This is a genomic window from Stenotrophomonas sp. WHRI 8082, from assembly GCF_040223995.2.
In the GTDB taxonomy this organism is placed as follows: Bacteria; Pseudomonadota; Gammaproteobacteria; order Xanthomonadales; family Xanthomonadaceae; genus Stenotrophomonas.
The window spans coordinates 1,618,408-1,635,342 of the sequence record NZ_CP167826.1; the positions used below are offsets into that span (position 1 = coordinate 1,618,408).

A 16,935-nucleotide genomic window follows, 5' to 3' on the forward strand; every position below is an offset into this window, starting at 1 on the left:
CGCTGCGGCATCAGGACGACATCACCACTGCAGGCCGGCGCCGACCGAGAAGCCCCAGTCGCGCATGGTGTTGCCGCTGGCCTGCGCCTTGTAGACCCAGCGACCGTTGTCGGTGATGCCGGACAGGCCCAGCGCCATGCCGTACTCGCTCTGGTAGCCACCGAAGGCCATCGACAACATGCTCTTGCCCGGCATGTACGCCTGCGGCAGGCCGGCCATCGCCATCGCGGCGGCCGTTGCACTGCGGTAGCCACGGTCCAGTTGCCACAGGTCGTCTTCCACCTTGCCGATGCGGTTATCGGTGTACTGGTTGGCCGAGGTGATGGCCTGGTTGACGCCGGCGGTGAGCTGGTTGACGTTGGTCGCGTCGGTGCCTGCGATGCCGGCCGCAACGCCGGTCATCGTGCGGCCACCGATGTTGACCTCACCGGTGGAGCTGCTGGTGCCCACGTACGCGGCGTTGTAGCCGGTCTGTGCGCCCACCGTGGTCTTCGAGCCCTGGCCCAGTGCCACGCTGTTGTCGTGGCTGGCGACCGCGCCCTGGCCGATGGCGGTGCTGTTGGCGCCGCTGGCCACGGCCTGGTTGCCCAGTGCGGTGCTGTTGTTGCCCGATGCCACTGCGCCCTTGCCGCCGCCCACCGCATTCTGGCCGGTGACCTGCGGCTTGTTCAGATCGCCATCCTGGCTGACCTGGAACATGCCGTCGGCACCGTACTCCATGTTGGTGACCTTGGCGGCCGTGTTGCCCGCGACCATGTTGGCGTTGTTGAGGTCACGTTCCATCGTGTTCACGCGGCCATCCAGGTTGGTGATGTCGCCCTGGATATCCACCACGTCGTTGCGGATGTCGGTGATGTCACCGCGGATGTCGATGATATCGCCTTCCACGTTGGTCACGCGGCTGTCGATGCCGTCGATGCGGGTGTTGACCGTGCTGATCTGCGTATCGGTGTACTGGTTGGAATCAGACACCGCGCTGGCTACGCCGGCAGTAAGCTGGCTGACGTTGACCGCATCGGTCGCGGCCGAGCCCGCCGCCACACCGGTCACCTGGCGACCACCCAGGTTCATTTCACCGGTGGAGCTGGAGTTGCCCACGTAAGCACCCTGGTAGTTCGCCTGCGCGCCCACCGTGGTGGCCGAACCGGCGCCCATCGCGATGCTGTTGCCATGGCTGGCCACGGCACCGTTGCCGAAGGCCAAGCTGTTCACTGCCTGTGCCCGTGCACCGGCACCCAGTGCAACGCTGCCGTTGCCCGCTGCCTGAGCGCCCAGACCCATCGCCACGGCCTGGTCACCGTCTGCTTCGGCATCGCGGCCCGATGCAATCGCATCCGCGCCGGTCGCGCCGTCATTGGCTTCGTTGCCACCGCCGGTGGAGTTGACGCTGTAGTAGCGGGTGCGACGTGCTTCGATGGTGTCGTCCAGCTGGTCCACGTTGACCGCATCGCTGCCGTCCACGCCGGTCGCCACGTTGGTGATGCGCGTGCTGCCCGCATCGATGCCCGCGCTGGTGATGCTCGGGCCGCCGACGATGGTCAGGCCGGTGGTGTCGATCCGGGTGTTGCCGACGGTCACGCTGCCGGCCACCGCCAGGTCATCGGCCAGCGCGAACTCGACGTCGTTGCTGGTCGCCGACTTGGACACCACGATGTTGCCGTCGCTGGAGCGCAGGTCCACGTTGTTGCCGGTAGCACTGCCGACTGCCACGTTGCTGCCGTTGGCACCTTCGGCGGTGACGTTCCACCCCGCGCTCGCCACATCACTGACCTGCTTCAACTGGTCTTCGCTGGCGGCCTGGCCGCTGGTGAAGTTGTTCGGGTCGAAAGTGGTGTTGGTCAGGCCGCCGATGGTGCCGGTGGCGCCATTGATCAGCAGCGGGTTGGCGCCGCCGACGTTGATGCTGGTCGCACCCACGGCGGTGCTGTAGGTGCCGTCGCTGATAGCGACGTTGCCGGCGGTCACGGTGGTGGACGAGGTGCCGTCATTCACCGCAACGCCCGCGTTGTCGACCACGGTGTTGCCGGTGGTGACGCTACCGGTGGCGCCCAGGTCGATGTCCTTGGCCAGCGCGAACTCGACGTCGTTGCTGTTGGCGGCCTTGGTCAGCACCACGTTGCCGTCTGCCGAACGCAGGTCGACGCTGCTGCCGGTGACACTGTTCGGGCCGACGTTGCTGCTGTTGGCACCTTCCGCGCTGATGTTCCAGCCCGCCGACGCCACGTCGCTCACCTGCTTCAACTGGTCTTCGCTGGCGGCCTGGCCGCTGGTGAAGCTGTTCGGATCGAAGGTGGTGTTGGTCAGGCCGCCGATGGTGCCGGTGGCGCCGTTGATCAGCAGCGGGTTCAGGCCGCCGACGCTGATCTGGGTCGCGCCGATGGCGGTAGCATTGGTGCCGTCGCTGACACCCACTTGGCCTGCCGTCACTACCGTCGACGACGTACCGTCGGTGGTCGTCAGGCCGGTCGTGGCGACCTGGGTGGAGGCGGTGCCGTCATCCACGGTCACACCCGCCGTGTTCACGGTGGTGTTGCCCGCGGCCACGCTGCCGGTGGTGCCCAGGTCCAGGTTCTTCTTCAGCGTGATGCCCACCACGCCGGCATCCTGCGCGCCGCTCTGTGCCACGTCCAGGTTGCTGTCACCAGTGAAGGTGACCACGCCGTTCGGACCGATATTGGCCTGGTTGCCGTTGGCATCGGTGACATTCCAGCCCGCGCTCGCCACGTCGCTGACCTGCTTCAACTGGTCTTCGCTGGCGGCCTGGCCGCTGGTGAAGTTGGCCGGGTCGAAGGTGGTGTTGGTCAGGCCGCCGATGGTGCCGGTGGCGCCGTTGATCAGCAGCGGATTGAGGCCGCCGACGCTGACCTGGGTCGCCCCGATGGCGGTGCTGTAGGTGCCATCGCTGACGCCTACGTTGCCTGCAGTCACCGTGGTGAGGGAGGTACCGTCATTCACAGCCACGCCCGCATTGTCGACTACGGTGTTGCCGGTGGTGACGCTGCCGGTTGCGCCCAGGTCGATGTCCTTGGCCAACGCGAACTCGACGTCGTTGCTGTTGGCGGCCTTGCTCACCACCAGGTTGCCATCGGCACTGCTCAGGTCGACGTCGCTGCCGGTCGGGCTGGTGGCCGACACCTTGGAGGCGTTCTGGCCATCGGCACTGATGTTCCAGCCCGCACTCACGGTCTGGCTGACCGAGGCCAGCTGGTCCTCGCTGGCGGCTTGGCCGCTGGTGAAGTTGGTCGGGTCGAAGCTCTTGTTGGTCAGGCCATTGACCGTGCCGGTGCTGCCGTTGATCACCACCGGGCGGTTCCCGCCGACGGTGATGCTGGTGCTGCCGATGGCAGTGGTCCCGTTCACATCGCTCACTGCGATGTTGCCCGCGCCGATGGACGAAGACGAGACACCGTCATTCACCACCACACCGTTGTTGTTCACCTGCGTGTTGCCGGTGGTGACGCTGCCGGCGGTGCCCAGGTCGATCTGCTTCTTCAGGGTGATGCCGACCACGCCGGCATCGTCCGCGCCGGTCTGTGCGACGGTCAGGTTGTCATCACCGGTGAAGGCGACCTGGCCGTTGGGGCCGATGTTGGCGGTGTTGCCGTTGGCGTCGGTCACATTCCAACCGGCGGTGGCTGCATCGTTGACCTGCTTCAGCTGGTCTTCGCTGGCCGCCTGGCCGCTGGTGAAGCTGTTCGGGTTGAACGACTTGTTGGCCAGGCCGTTGACGGTGCCGGTGCCGCCGTTGACCACCAGCGGGTTGGCACCGCCCACGGTCACGCTGGTCGGGCCCACGTTGGTGGTATTGGCGCCACTGCCCACGGCCACGTTGCCGGCGGTGATGCGGGTGCTTTCGACACCGTTGGTCACGGCCACGCCCGCGTTGTCGACCAGGGTGTTGCCGGTCTTGACGCTGCCGTTGGTGCCCAGGTCGATGTCTTCGGCCAGGGCGAACTCGACGGTATTGGTGTTGGCGGCCTTGCTGACGCCGATGTTGCTGTTGACCGAACGCAGATCCATCGTGGCGCCGACGGTGCTGGTCGGGCCGACGTTGGTGCTGTTGGCGCCCTGGGCCGTCAGGTTGATGCCGCTGGCAGCGCGGGTCAGCGCGTCCTGCGCGTTGCTGTAGGTCGTGTTGCCCAGCTGCAGGCGGGTGACCACCTGATGGGTACCGGCGTTGTAGAACGAGTTGCCACCGAGGCCCGAGGCGATGCTGGTACCTGCGCTGTCCAGGTTGTTGCCCAGTGCGGTCACGGCCTGGTTGGTGCCGAAGAGCTGGCTGCCGTTGATCGCATCGGTGCTGGTGCCGCTCACGCGGCCAGCGGCTACGTTGGTGATGGTGCGCTTGATGGTGTCGGTGCCCACGCTCACCGTACTGCCCGGCTGGGTGCCGGCGTAGCTGTAGGTGACGTTGTCGACCGTGGCATTCGGGGTGCCTACGGCACCGGCGGTCACCGAGTTATGGCCCAGCGCCACCGAATCGGCGAAGGACGCCTGCGCGTCGCGACCGAAGGCGATGGAGTCGATGCCACTGGCGCGGCTGCCGCGGCCCAGTGCATACGCATCATTGCCGGTGGCCTGTGCATCGAAGCCGCCCGCGAAGGCACGGCTGCCGGTGGCCTGGCTGGTCGAACCGACCGCCACGCTGTCTGCGCCAGACGCGACCGAGGTCGTGCCGACCGCGATGGCCGAGGTGCCGCTGGCGGCCGCATCAGTGCCTGCCGCGAAGGCCGAGGTGCCGCTGGCTGCGGCGCGGGTGCCCACTGCAGAGGACTGCACTGCCGTAGCGCTGGCGCTGTCGCCCAACGCCATGGCCGAGCGTGCGGTCGCACTGGCAGACGGACCCATGGCAGTGGTGTTGCGCTGGTTGGCCAGAGCCCCGTTACCGATTGCGGTGGCGTTGGTGTTGTTGATCAGGTCTTCCGGACGCGGGCTGGCGATACCTGCCACTGCGCCGGTACCGATGGCCACCGCGTTGGAGGCATAACCGCGGGAGTTGGTGCCGTTGGCGATCGCATCGGTGCCGCTGGCCTGCGCCGTGGTACCGCGTGCCTGCGCGTTCTGGCCGCTGGCGACGGACTGGGTGCCGCTGGCCTGAGCGCTCACGCCGGAGGCCAGCGCGTTGCTGCCCTGTGCGATGGAGTCCACGCCCGTGGCCTGCGCCTCGAAGCCCTGTGCAACGCCGCGAACCGCCGAAGCCAGCGCGCTATGGCCGATAGCCACGCCGTCATTAGCGGTCACTTCGGCGTCGGTACCGATCACGATGGCATCGTTGACCGTCGAACCGGCCTTCGGATCCGCCTGCGCGCGGGTACCCATCACCACCGAGTTCACGCCGGTGCTGCGTGCGCCGCGGCCGATCGCCACGCCGCCCTCATCCTTGGCGTAGCTGTTGTCACCGATCACCGACGACGAAGCGCCTTCGGCTGACACGTTGCGGCCCATCGCCACTGAACCGGCACCGATGGCATGTGCCTGGTAGCCGGCTGCCGTGGCGCCGTCACCGGCAGAATCGGTCAGTGCGCCGATGGCCACGGCGTTCTCGCCGATCGCGCCGTCGTTGCTGCGGTTGCCGACGGCGGTGGAACGCACGCTGACGTACTTGCTGCTGTTCGCTTCAACCGTTTCGTTGAGCTGCTGCACGTTCACCGCATCGCTGGCCACTTGGCCCGCGGCGATGTTGTTGATACGTCCGTTGACGCGGGTCACCGCTTCCGGCGGCAACGCGGTGGTAGCCCCACTGCTGACGGCGCTGAGCGCTTCGGTCACCGTGTTGTAGGTGTTGTTGCCCACCTTGATGGGCGAGAACGAGCCGTTTGGATTGAGCGAGACATCGCCGCCGATCAGGTTGGCCACGGAGGTCTGCGCGGACTGCAGCTGCTTGACGTTGACGGCGTCGGTTGCATTGGCGCCGGCGGCGACGTTGACGATGCGGCGGGTCTGGCCGGCCACCGTGTTACCCACGGAAACGACCGAGCTCGGCGCGACGTCACCGGTCAGGTAGGCCGAACCCAGCGCGTCGGATTCCAGCGCGGCGGAGTTGAAGCCCAGTGCCACGGTTTCCTTGTCGGCGCGAGCGTTGCGGCCCAGGGCCACGCCGGATTCGCTGGCACGGCTCTGCGAGCCGATCGACACCGAGGCCACGCCTTCGGCCTTGGCGCCATAACCGAGCGAGGTGGCGTCCGTCGCAGCGGTGGACAGGCCGCCGATGGCGACGGTGCGGTCGCGTTCGCCCGCGGTGCTGTTGGCCTGGTAACCCAGCGCCACGTTGTAGTCACCTTCCGCCGCGTTGCCGGCCTGCGTGCCGATGGCGATGTTCTGGTCACCTTCCACGCCGGTGCCGGCCTGGAAGCCGATGGCGGTGGTCTGGTTGCCGATCACGCCGGTGCCTGCACCGGTGCCGATGGCGATGTGCGAGGTGCGGTCGCCGGCGGCGTTGCCAGCCGTGCCGACGCCTGCGCCCGTACCCAGCGCGATGCTGTCTGCGGTGGCCACGGTGGCGCCGCTGCCGGCTGCCAGCGCACGTGCGCCGGTTGCCGTTGCCCGGCCGACGGCCACGCTTTCAGCGCCGCCTGCAACCGAGTTGGCGCCCACTGCGGCAGCGCCATCGCCGGACGCGGTGGTGCCTGCGCCCAGAGCCACGGCATCGACCGCAGACACGGTGGCGGCATGGCCGATGGCAATGCCCTTCAGGCTGAAATCACCGGTCACCGCGGCGGTGGTACCGATGGCGATGGTGTCCTGCACGTTCAGGTTGCCGGCGTTGGCGCGGTCACCCAAGGCGATGGAGCGGGCAGCGGCGGTGGTCGCCAGACGACCCACGGCGATGGCGGCTTCCCCATTGAGCGCGGTCGTGGCGCCGTCACCGGCGGCGATGCTATGGAAGCCATCGGAGACGCTGTTCGGGCCGATCGCAACGGACTGTCCGCCGTTGGCGATGGAATCCGGTGCGGTCGAATTGGCATGGAAGTACTTCACGCCGGCGCCGACGGTGTACAGCTCGTCGCGCAGCGTATAGATCTGGCCGCCGTTGACCGCTTCCTTGCTGTTGGCGGCGATGCTGCCATCGGCCACGCCGGTGACCTTCAGGCCGCCGGCATTGATGCCGGTGGTGGTCACGCTGGGGCCGTTGGTGATGCGCAGGCCGGTGGCGTTGACATTCGTGGTCGCCGCCCCATTGGTGACGGCCAGGCCGGTCGTGGTGAGGTTGCTGCTGGACGCGCCGTTGCTTACGCCCAGGCGAGTGCCGTTGACCACGGTGGTGGTGGCGCCGCTGGTAGCAGTCAGGCCGGTGGTATCCAGACGGGTGGTGCCCACGGTCACGGCAGTGCCGCGTACCAGCACCGAGCCCACGTCGAGGCCCTGCGCCGACAGCGATGCACTGTCTGCGCCGTTGCTGACGGTGACGGCGTTGGCGCCGATGGCCACGGTGTTGCCGATGCGGATGCCATCGTTGTCCAGCACGGTCTGGCCAGCGGTCACGCTGCCGGTCGGGCCGACATCAACATTCTGGTCCTGCGCATGCGCGCCCATGGACGCCAACGCCAACGCGACGGCGGCCACCAGACTGGCGTGCGCGGTGCCGCGCGAGGTGCCTACTGCGCCGACGGTGGTGCCGCCGCCATCGCTGCTCGCCAGCTCCGATGCGACCACGATACGACCCAGGGCTTTGTTCCAGACCTTGCGATAAATCTTGTTCACTGAGAGTTCTCCACGAAGTTCACGATGTCGACGGCATGCTGCGAAGGGCCGCTTGGAAGAGCGGCCGCGCCTGCACGGGGCAGGTTGGGTCCGCGGTTACGCCGGTTGGCGAGGGGGTCCGGTGCCTGACGGCAAGCAGCAGCGCAGCGCGTGGGCAGAACCACGCGCGCAGGGGACATCGACAGGCCCGTAGGAACCTGCGCAACAAACTCAAGGCGAAGCAAAGCGCCGCACGCGTTTCCACGCGACGTTATCGACTGCCACATACAAAGAGCCCCCTTACGCGACCCGACGGGTCACGGCTGCTAGGCGCAGGCCAGGGACGGATGAAAAGGCAAGCTGGGTGTTGGGGTCCGCATCGGTGCGAAAAGCCAGACTCCCTGCTGCTGCACAACCATCCACTGGTCTACCGAACAACGCAATGCTAACAATACGTGACGGTCGTCGTCAATTATATGAGACGTCCATCACAGTTATGCCCATCTGTACCCGGTTCGGTACAGTGAGGCCATGCGTATACGTGACCTCAGCCTCCCGGCTTCCGACCCGGCCGCGTTGGCCGCCTACTTCGCCGACGTGCTGCAGATGGACGTGGATGGCGGCGCCACCGTGATCGGTTGGAGCACGATCCGACGGGTGCCTGCCGATGACAGTCCGACGGGCGGCGTGCACCTGGCCTTCAATGTGCCGGACAACCGGTTCGTCGAAGCAATGGCGTGGCTGCGCGAGCGCGCGCCGTTGCAGCGCTCGCCGGACGGCAAGGAGTACTTCGCGCTGGAGAGCAACTGGAAATCGCAGTCGGTATATTTCACCGGACCGGACGGCCTGATTCTGGAGCTGATCGGGCGCAAGCGCTTGCCGCTCTCCTCGCGCACGGGTCCTTTCCATGGCAGCGAGATCACCTGCCTGAGCGAAGTCGGCCTGCCCGTCGACGATGTGCCCGGCACGCAGCGCCGGTTGGCGGATACCTTCGGTCTGACGCCGCTGTCCGAGCCTTCAGAAGCGTTCGCCCCGATGGGCGATGACGAGGGGCTGCTGATCGTGGTGGACGCCACCCGGCCTTGGTTCCCCGAGCAACGCGACCTGCCCAATGCGGTGGGTATCGAACTTGTCATCGAAGCATCGCAACGCGGCGGACAGGTTGCTGACGCACAGCAGCGATGGCGCTGCGTTTCACTGTAGATGCGCTGAAAACAGACTCCCTAAAAACAAAGCCCCGCGATCGCGGGGCTTTGTCTCTTCAGTGCAGTGCGACAACTCATTCTTCTTCGTTGCCGCCCTGCTGCTGGTTCTGGTTGCGCTGCTGGTGTTCCTGCTGCTGTTGCTGCTGCTGGTCGCGGCCGCCGCGCTCCTGGCCCTGCTGATCCTGCTGGTTCTGCTGACCCTGCTGCGGGTTCTGCTGATTCTGCTGGTTTGCCATGTCAGTGCTCTCAAAGCCGCATGCGGAATGCCGCGGTCATGGCCATCCTCGGCAAGCATTGGTTAACCACGCGTGGGAACGTGTGGAGGACGGCATCACACGGCTTGCCCTGCCGCCACCGAGGCTTAGTGGCGCAAGCACCTTAAGGATTCAGACGGTGTTTGCATGTGGTCATTCCGGGCAGTTCTTTGGCCTGTTCATCGGGCCGCAGCCGGGGTCGCGACGGCGCTGGCGGCCATGCGCTTGCCGCTGCGCTCGCCGAGCGTGGCTCGGCGCTACCGATCCCGGTCCCATGGTGCATGACCGTGTCGGTCTCACCGCCCCTTCATCGCCCCGGTAGAGCCGACCTCAGTCGGCTGCCCCTGCGCTTCATCGCCTCGGTAGAGCCGACTTCAGCCGGCTTCGCCTGACAGCAGCCGACTGAAGTCGGCTCTACCGGAGCAGGGCCACGGCGATACCCGCGAACAGCACAGCGCCCACCCAGTTGTTATGCAGGAACGCTTTGAAACACGGGTCGCGCTCGCGGTTGCGGCACAGCCAGAACTCATAGGCGACCAGCACGGCCGCCACGGCCACCGCGCCGAAGTACCACGGGCCCAGCCTGGCCCATGCCCCTACCCCGCTCATGACCGCCAGGAACACGGCATACAGCACGCCCTGGATCACCAAGTCGTATCGACCGAACAGGATCGCGGTGGAGTGCGAACCCATTATCAGATCGTCATCGCGATCCACCATCGCGTACCACGTGTCATACGCGGTGGACCACACGATATTGCCTACGTATAGCAGCCACGCCAGCGCCGGCACGTCGCCTTGCACGGCTGCGAAGGCCATCGGAATCCCCCAGCCGAACGCCATGCCCAGGTACACCTGCGGCAGGTGCGTGTAGCGCTTCAGATAGGGATAGCTGGCCGCCAGAAAGATGCCCACGAAGCTCAGCGCCACGGTGAGCCAGTTCAACGTCAGCACCAGGGCGAACGCCGCCACCATCAACGCGGCGAACAGCATCAGTGCATGCCGGCCCCTCACCGCGCCGCTGGCCAGGGGTCGATCCTTGGTGCGCTTTACATGCGGGTCCAGCCAGCGGTCGGCGTAATCGTTGATCACGCAGCCAGCCGAGCGGGTCAGCCAGACGCCCGCGGTAAACACGAACAGCGTCCACAGCGGAGGCACCCCGCCAGAGGCCAGCCACAGCGCCCACCAGGTGGGCCACAGCAGCAGCAGCGTGCCGATCGGGCGATCGGCGCGCATCAGTTTCCAGTAGTGCCGCCAGCGCGGCGTGGCGTCCCCGGGGGACGCGTCAATAGAGGGGTGTGACATGGGGAAATGATACTCCCGACAATTGCATTACCGACACGCCAGCAAGCCCACCCCCGCGGTAACCGCTACTTCAGACCGTGCGGGTACAATTCCCGCTGCGCCCCTGCCATCGGGGCACGTTGAACGCGGCCGTTCCTCGCCAGCGCCTCCCCCAGATTGAGATATAAGGATTTCCGCAATGAAAATTGCCGTGGCCGGTACGGGCTATGTCGGACTGTCCAACGCCGTCCTGTTGGCACAGCACCATCAGGTAGTCGCGCTGGATATCGATGCGGGTCGCGTGGAGATGATCAACGCCCGGCAGTCGCCGATCGAGGATCGCGAGATCGAGGACTTCCTGCGCAACAAGAAACTGGACCTCACGGCCACACTGGATCGACAGCTGGCCTACGGCGATGCGTCTTTCGTCATCATCGCCACGCCCACCGACTACGACCCGCACACGAACTGTTTCAATACCGGCTCGGTCGAGTCGGTCATCCGTGACGTGATCGAGGTCAATCCAGATGCGGTGATGGTGATCAAATCCACCGTTCCCGTCGGCTGCACGCTGTCGCTTCGTGAGAAATTCGGCACGCAGAACATCATTTTCTCGCCGGAGTTTCTCCGCGAAGGCAAGGCGCTGCATGACAACCTGCACCCCAGCCGGATCATCGTCGGTGAGCGTTCCGAGCGCGCGAAAGTGTTCGCCAACCTGCTGAAGGAAGGTGCCATCCGCCAGGACGTCGCCGTGCTGTTCACCGACGCAACCGAAGCGGAGGCCATCAAGCTCTTCGCCAACACCTACCTGGCCATGCGCGTGGCGTACTTCAACGAGCTGGACACGTACGCGGCTGCCCACGGCATGGACACCCGCCAGATCATTGAAGGGGTGAGCCTGGATCCGCGGATCGGCAACCACTACAACAATCCGTCGTTCGGCTATGGCGGCTACTGCCTGCCCAAGGACACCAAGCAGCTGCTGGCCAACTACAGCAATGTCCCGCAGAACCTGATCCACGCCATCGTTGAATCCAACCGCACGCGCAAGGACTTCATCGCAGACGAGGTCATCCGTCGTAATCCGAAGGTGGTGGGCATCTATCGCCTGGTCATGAAGGCCGGATCGGACAATTTCCGCGCGTCTGCCATCCAGGGCGTGATGAAGCGGATCAAGGCCAAGGGGATCACGGTCATCGTCCATGAGCCGGTGCTCGACAAACCCGATTTCTATCGCTCCACCGTGGTGAACGACTTGGCCGCTTTCAAACAACAGGCTGACGTCATCATCGCGAATCGGCTCACCGACGACCTCAAGGATGTGGCTGACAAGGTCTACACCCGCGACCTGTTCGGCAGCGACTGAAGCGGGCTTGACAGGCTGCCCGGGGCAGCCGCTCGAGCCCGCCCGCGCGGGTGGGGGCGATTGGCCCGTCTTGTTCCCGGCCAGGCGTCTCGCTTCTACACTGGCCAGGTTTTCCGTTACACTAGTCGGCCAGCGCGCTCGTAGCTCAGCCGGATAGAGTAGTGGCTTCCGAAGCCATTGGTCGGGGGTTCGAATCCCTCCGGGCGCACCATTTCCCTTGCTTCACCTCGCTTCGCACGGGGTGGAAGCACAAGGTAGAGCCGACTTCAGTCGGCTGATTTGCGCTTTATGAACTCCTCGCCTCTGTCCTGACGCCAACTCACTTCAGTGGGCTGATCCAGGTAGAGCCGACTTCAGTCGGCTGATTTGCGCACAAGATGTCCTGCCTTCAAAAGCGAGAGCAGCCGACTGAAGTCGGCTCTACCGTCAGACCGCCGTTAGCCCGACCGTCAGACCGCCATCAGACCGACCGTTGCCTGCCGTTAGCCCGGCCGTCGGCGGCCGCCGCAATCCGGCAGCCGGCCACTTCCTGTCAGCTGTTGCCATCGCACCGGTTCACATCATCACCAAGTCCTCTGGGCCAGCATCGGCCTACCGTCGGGCCGCTGCCCGCATCAACGAGGAGTGGCAACGATGAACTTCCTGCGTACCCCGCTTATCCGTCCCTTGGTCATGGCTGCCGCATTCGGCATGGCCGCGCCGGCTGCGTTCGCCGCGCCCGCCAATGAATGGAACATCGATCTGAAGGGCCGGGCCAAGACGGATGGCGAGATCACCCTGGCCGTCACCCCAGCAGGCGGTGAAGCGACCAATGTCGCGATTGCGATTCCTGCGGCCACCAACCACGAGGCGGCCGCGGTGATGATCTCCAATGCGTTGTCGAAGGAGTTCGGCACCGGCGTGTATGCGATCAGGACCGATGGCACCGACGAGGTCGAGATGAGAGCCATCAACGGCAATCGGGATTTCGACGTAATCGTGGTGCGCAATACGGCGGATGGGTTGGCGATCAAATTGGACCGCGATTGACGCATCGCGGGGAACCGGGGGCCCGCGCGGTAGAGCCGACTTTAGTCGGCTGCTCTACGGGAACGGCCCAGCCGACTGAAGTCGGCTCTACCAATCGGATCTACCGGGAGGTCCGACCGCCGTGCAGGAGAAAGATTGGCCGGTCCCAAGCCCGTGATGACGCGGGGTCCGGCGGGTCTGTTAAACCCCCGTTCCGGCACATGACGAAGCCATCAATGGGTCCTCACCCGCACTGCATATGCACTCGTCCAAGGTGGTCTCCAACGGCACGGCATCTGTCTCGCCGTTCCAAACGACCACTCACATGGAGCACTACACATGAGCACCCAGTCCAAGATCGAACACAGCCTCAACGACCTGATCGAGATCGCCCGTGATGGTCAGAAGTTCTATAGCGAAGCCGCTACCAAGGTGAAGGACGCCGAGCTGGCTGCCCTGTTCACCCGCATTGCCGGCAGCAAGTCGGACATCGTGTCCTCGCTGAGCAGCACCGTTGCCGCCACCGGTGGTGAGCCGGCAGAGCACGGTACCTTCGTGGGTTCGGTGCAGAAGATGTACGGCAACATCCGCGCCACCCTGGGCGACACCCAGTACGGCTACGTGGCTGAGCTGGAAGAATCCGAAGACCGCCTGCTGAAGGCGTTCAAGGATGTGCTGACCGACAACGACGTGCCGGCCCCGGTGCGCGCTGAAGTCACCCGCCTGCTGCCGGAAGTGCAGGAGACCCATGCGGTCATGCGCGCCCGCAAGCATGCGATGAAGGCTGCCTGATCTGCGCTGACGGGGTTCGCCCCGTCGCCGTAGGCAATGCCGAAGCCGACGCTGCCCCACGCAGCGTCGGCTTTTTTGTGGGCGATGCGTTGTCGTCTGCTAAGGGGCTGACTGACTAAAGAATGCAGCTTTCCTGATGGACGCATCCGCGTAAGGCCACGCAGGATGATCGGGCTGCCGCCGTACGCGTCAGCCGGGATTGGCGTCCCGCTCAGTTCGCAGGTGTTCGGCTCTGTTGTTGCCTTCGGGCTCGGCGGAGAATGCATTGCCCTGCCGGTCATACGGCGGGCGGTGCGCGGGGATCGCCCGATCCGCCGGTTATACACCTGCTAGCTGTCCGGTACGCCAACCCGCACCGCCCGCCACCCTGCGCCACGGCGCAGGTGGTTTCCCTGCGATGCGCGAGGCCCCAATGACCCACCTCCTTTCCAGCGCCTTACGTCTGTACGACGTCATCGGCAGTTTCCTGTCCGACCTGCTGCCCACCTCCGCCGCACGTCGGGGTGGCAAGTGAGCCCGCGGCCATCGGAACCGCCCTCAAGCACCGACGCGACCGTTCTCGAGACAGACCAACGACCGCGCACGGCCCTGGAAATAGCGGACTACATCGACGCCAGCATCCACGAAAGCGTCGGTGATCCCGTCACCATGGGCGAGACCCTGTTGTTCATCATCGGCCACGACGATCTGCACCACGTCGCAAGCGAATGCGGCCTGTCCATCGACGTGCTGCGCCGGCAGCTGACGGGTAAACGCACACTCACCTTCAGCACGGTGCTGGGCGCAATGCGTGCGCTCGGCGTTGAGCTGCGCGCTAGCGTGTATTCGCGCGAAGGACGGATCGCATCACGCCGGGTATGAGGCGGGTTCCAAGCAAGCACCCACATGTGCCATGTCTTGGCGCGGGCATCTGCCATCACGGCACGCGTGCACACACCCATGCCCTCACGTCCTGGCATCCCGCGTTGCGCAAGGCCTCGGCACACGCATGCAACGTGCTTCCCGTTGTCATCACGTCATCCACCAGGACAACCGACTCCGGCACGTCGCCGCGCACGGCGAATGCGCCGTCCAGGTTGTGGCGTCGGGCATCAGCGCTGCGTTCGGATTGGGGCAAGGTGGCACGTACGCGGTGCAGTCCCTGCCAGCGCGGCAGTCCAAGCTGCTTGGCCAGCTGCGCGGCTTGGTCATACCCGCGTCGGCGCAATCGCGACGGGTGCAGTGGCACCGCTACCAGCGGCGCGGCATCCCACGGCGGCGGTGACAACACCATCAACCGCGCCAACAGTCGCCCTGCGGCAAGATCTTCGTGGAATTTATAGCGCAGCAGCAGCCCGGAGATGGGATCTTCATAGCGAAACCCGGCCCAGGCGGCATCCAGCAGCGGTGGCGATTCCTCGCAGCGAAAGCAGAGGGCTGTGGCATCGTCCGGCACCGGCGCGGCACAGCGCGCGCAGGCGTCAGTATGCCAAGGCAGCGCAAGGCAACAGGCCGCGCAGAGCTCGCGGTCCTGCTCGCCGGGTTCTGCGCAGATCTGGCAGACGGGGGGCAGCAGCGTGCCGGCCAGGCGGTTGACTAGCGTATAGAGGCCGGGGATGTGCATGGACCAGAGCATGCGAAGCGCGGGCAACGCGCGGTATCGGGAAAGTGCGGAAGGGACTCATGCTTGTGATGACTCGAGGGTCGCCCGCCGAACGCGGAGCCAGGTGGCTCATGACCTCTGCTAACACTGAAAAGCTCGAAGGCATCACCCCCACGTTGGCCACAAAGTCAGACGTAGAGGCCGTGCGTGCGGATCTCCACAAGGTCTCAAGTGAAATGAAGGGGTGGTTCATTGCGACCGCTGTTCTCGTGCTGGTGGGGCTCTTCACCATCGCCAACATCATGGTGGGGACGGTTCGCTCTCATTCGGAGAGGGGTGTTTCTTCCCCTCCGCCCCCTATCGTCATCCAGGTTCCCGCGGCGCCGGCGCTGCGTCCCTGAAACAGGACGTACGCCTTGACGGCCAGCGGCCGTCACTACCGAGCCGCGTGACGGCCAGCGGCCGTCACTACCGAATTGCTTGACGGCCGGCCGCCGTCACCGCCCGGTTGCGGCCGCACCGTTTTGCTACGCTAGGCCGCCCTTGCATCGCTGCCGCCGCCATGGCCCGTCCTGATCTGCTTGCCCGCGTCCCGACCCTGCCCGCCAGCGGGGGCGCGACGCTGCCTGCAGCAATCAGCCGTCGCGATGGCGTGCGCGTGGAAGTGGAGGGCCAGTGGCTGACCAGCTTCCGTAGCAGCGACTACCTGGGCCTGGCGCAGCAGTTCGGCGTGGTCAACGCCCTGCAGGATGCGGCTGCGCGCGATGGCAGCACCACTGCCTCGCCAGCCAACGGCGGCCGCCATGCGGTGCACGAGGCGCTGGAACGCGAAGCGGCGCAGTGGCTCGGTTACCCCCGTGCGCTGCTGTTCGGCAGTGCCTACCTGGCCAACCTGGCCGTGCAGCAGGCGCTGCTGGGCGAAGACGGCGATGTCTGCGTGCAGGACCAGCTCAACCATCCCAGCTTGTTGGATGCCACGGCGCTGGCGGGCGCGCGCCTGCGCCGCTATCCGCATCTGGATTCAGAAGGTGCGATGCGCCAGCTCAAGCATGCCGGTGAGGGTGCGGCGATGTTGGCGACCGAGGCGGTGTTCTGCACGGATGGCGATTCCGCCCCGCTGCGGTCGTTGGCGTTGGTTGCGCGCCTGCAGGAATCGCTTCTGTATGTAGATGATGCGCACGGTGTCGGCGTGCTCGGCGAACACGGCGCCGGTAGCGTGGCGGCGGCCGGGCTGGGCGTGGCCGACGTACCGCTGCAGACCGTGACGCTGGACACGGCGTTGGGCGGTGCCGGTGCGCTGGTGCTGGGCGATGCGCACGTGATCGAGCACCTCGCCACCTGTGCACGCCCCTACCTGTATGCCCCGATGCTGCCGCCTTCACTGGCTGCCGCATCGACGGCCGCACTCCGCTTGGCCTGCCGTGATGACTGGCGCCGCGAGAAGCTGGGCGAACTGGTGGCCACCTTCCGCGCCGCCGCGCGCACCCGCGGGCTTGCGCTGATGGCCTCGGAAATGCCCATCCAGTCACTCAGCTTTCCCTCCGATTCACACGCACAGGCCATCGCGCGGAATCTGCAGCAGGCCGGCTGGTGGATCGAGACCATCGACGCGGCAGCCAGCGGCGATGGCGCGGCACGCGTGCGCGTGCGCCTGTCCGCCCTGCATGTCCCCGCGCAGGTCCAGGCTCTGGTGGATGCCATTGCGCTTGCCCGCGATGGGCTGCAGTCCGGCACCGTGCTGCCGATTGCCGCGACTGCCTGAGC

At 65.9% G+C, this 16,935-nt stretch carries 11 protein-coding genes and 1 tRNA gene; 8 read left to right on the top strand and 4 right to left on the bottom strand.

Annotated elements, in window-relative coordinates:
• Nucleotides 1–21: 21 nt before the first annotated feature.
• On the bottom strand, nucleotides 22–7,701 hold the full coding sequence (locus tag ABRP17_RS07155) for a YadA-like family protein (protein WP_349986015.1): 7,680 nt from the start codon (nucleotides 7,699–7,701) through the stop codon (nucleotides 22–24).
• Nucleotides 7,702–8,211: 510 nt separating this feature from the next.
• Between ABRP17_RS07155 and ABRP17_RS07160 the strand changes: the two genes are divergently transcribed.
• Entirely contained in the window at nucleotides 8,212–8,883 is a 672-nt protein-coding gene (locus ABRP17_RS07160; protein ID WP_349986016.1) for a VOC family protein, read from the top strand.
• Between the two features lie 76 nt (nucleotides 8,884–8,959).
• Here the strand turns inward: ABRP17_RS07160 and ABRP17_RS07165 are convergent, their stop codons facing one another.
• Both ABRP17_RS07165 and ubiA read right to left on the bottom strand, forming a co-directional pair.
• On the bottom strand, nucleotides 8,960–9,121 hold the full coding sequence (locus tag ABRP17_RS07165) for a hypothetical protein (protein ID WP_349986018.1): 162 nt from the start codon (nucleotides 9,119–9,121) through the stop codon (nucleotides 8,960–8,962).
• Between the two features lie 432 nt (nucleotides 9,122–9,553).
• The gene (gene ubiA / locus ABRP17_RS07170; protein ID WP_372486923.1) at nucleotides 9,554–10,375 is read right to left on the bottom strand and encodes a 4-hydroxybenzoate octaprenyltransferase; all 822 of its coding nucleotides are present in this window, start codon (nucleotides 10,373–10,375) and stop codon (nucleotides 9,554–9,556) included.
• Between the two features lie 247 nt (nucleotides 10,376–10,622).
• Between ubiA and ABRP17_RS07175 the strand changes: the two genes are divergently transcribed.
• From ABRP17_RS07175 to ABRP17_RS07195, 5 genes are all read left to right on the top strand, one after another.
• The gene (locus ABRP17_RS07175; protein WP_349986021.1) at nucleotides 10,623–11,789 is read left to right on the top strand and encodes a nucleotide sugar dehydrogenase; all 1,167 of its coding nucleotides are present in this window, start codon (nucleotides 10,623–10,625) and stop codon (nucleotides 11,787–11,789) included.
• Between the two features lie 134 nt (nucleotides 11,790–11,923).
• Nucleotides 11,924–12,000, top strand: a tRNA-Arg gene (locus ABRP17_RS07180).
• Between the two features lie 422 nt (nucleotides 12,001–12,422).
• On the top strand, nucleotides 12,423–12,818 hold the full coding sequence (locus ABRP17_RS07185) for a hypothetical protein (RefSeq protein ID WP_349986022.1): 396 nt from the start codon (nucleotides 12,423–12,425) through the stop codon (nucleotides 12,816–12,818).
• A 318-nt stretch (nucleotides 12,819–13,136) separates the two neighbouring features.
• Entirely contained in the window at nucleotides 13,137–13,589 is a 453-nt protein-coding gene (locus ABRP17_RS07190; RefSeq protein WP_349986023.1) for a PA2169 family four-helix-bundle protein, read from the top strand.
• Between the two features lie 648 nt (nucleotides 13,590–14,237).
• On the top strand, nucleotides 14,238–14,450 hold the full coding sequence (locus ABRP17_RS07195) for a hypothetical protein (protein WP_192094383.1): 213 nt from the start codon (nucleotides 14,238–14,240) through the stop codon (nucleotides 14,448–14,450).
• Nucleotides 14,451–14,505: 55 nt separating this feature from the next.
• On the opposite strand, the gene ABRP17_RS07200 is transcribed toward ABRP17_RS07195, so the two are convergent.
• Nucleotides 14,506–15,192: a ComF family protein gene (locus tag ABRP17_RS07200; protein ID WP_349986024.1), complete on the bottom strand. Its 687-nt coding sequence runs from the start codon at nucleotides 15,190–15,192 to the stop codon at nucleotides 14,506–14,508.
• 110 nt (nucleotides 15,193–15,302) lie between these two features.
• On the opposite strand from ABRP17_RS07200, the gene ABRP17_RS07205 reads away from it, so the two are divergent.
• Both ABRP17_RS07205 and ABRP17_RS07210 read left to right on the top strand, forming a co-directional pair.
• Nucleotides 15,303–15,572: a hypothetical protein gene (locus tag ABRP17_RS07205; RefSeq protein WP_349986025.1), complete on the top strand. Its 270-nt coding sequence runs from the start codon at nucleotides 15,303–15,305 to the stop codon at nucleotides 15,570–15,572.
• Nucleotides 15,573–15,733: 161 nt separating this feature from the next.
• Nucleotides 15,734–16,933 (top strand): aminotransferase class I/II-fold pyridoxal phosphate-dependent enzyme, encoded by a 1,200-nt coding sequence (locus tag ABRP17_RS07210; RefSeq protein ID WP_349986026.1) that lies wholly within the window; start codon nucleotides 15,734–15,736, stop codon nucleotides 16,931–16,933.
• The last annotated feature ends 2 nt before the right edge of the window (nucleotides 16,934–16,935 follow it).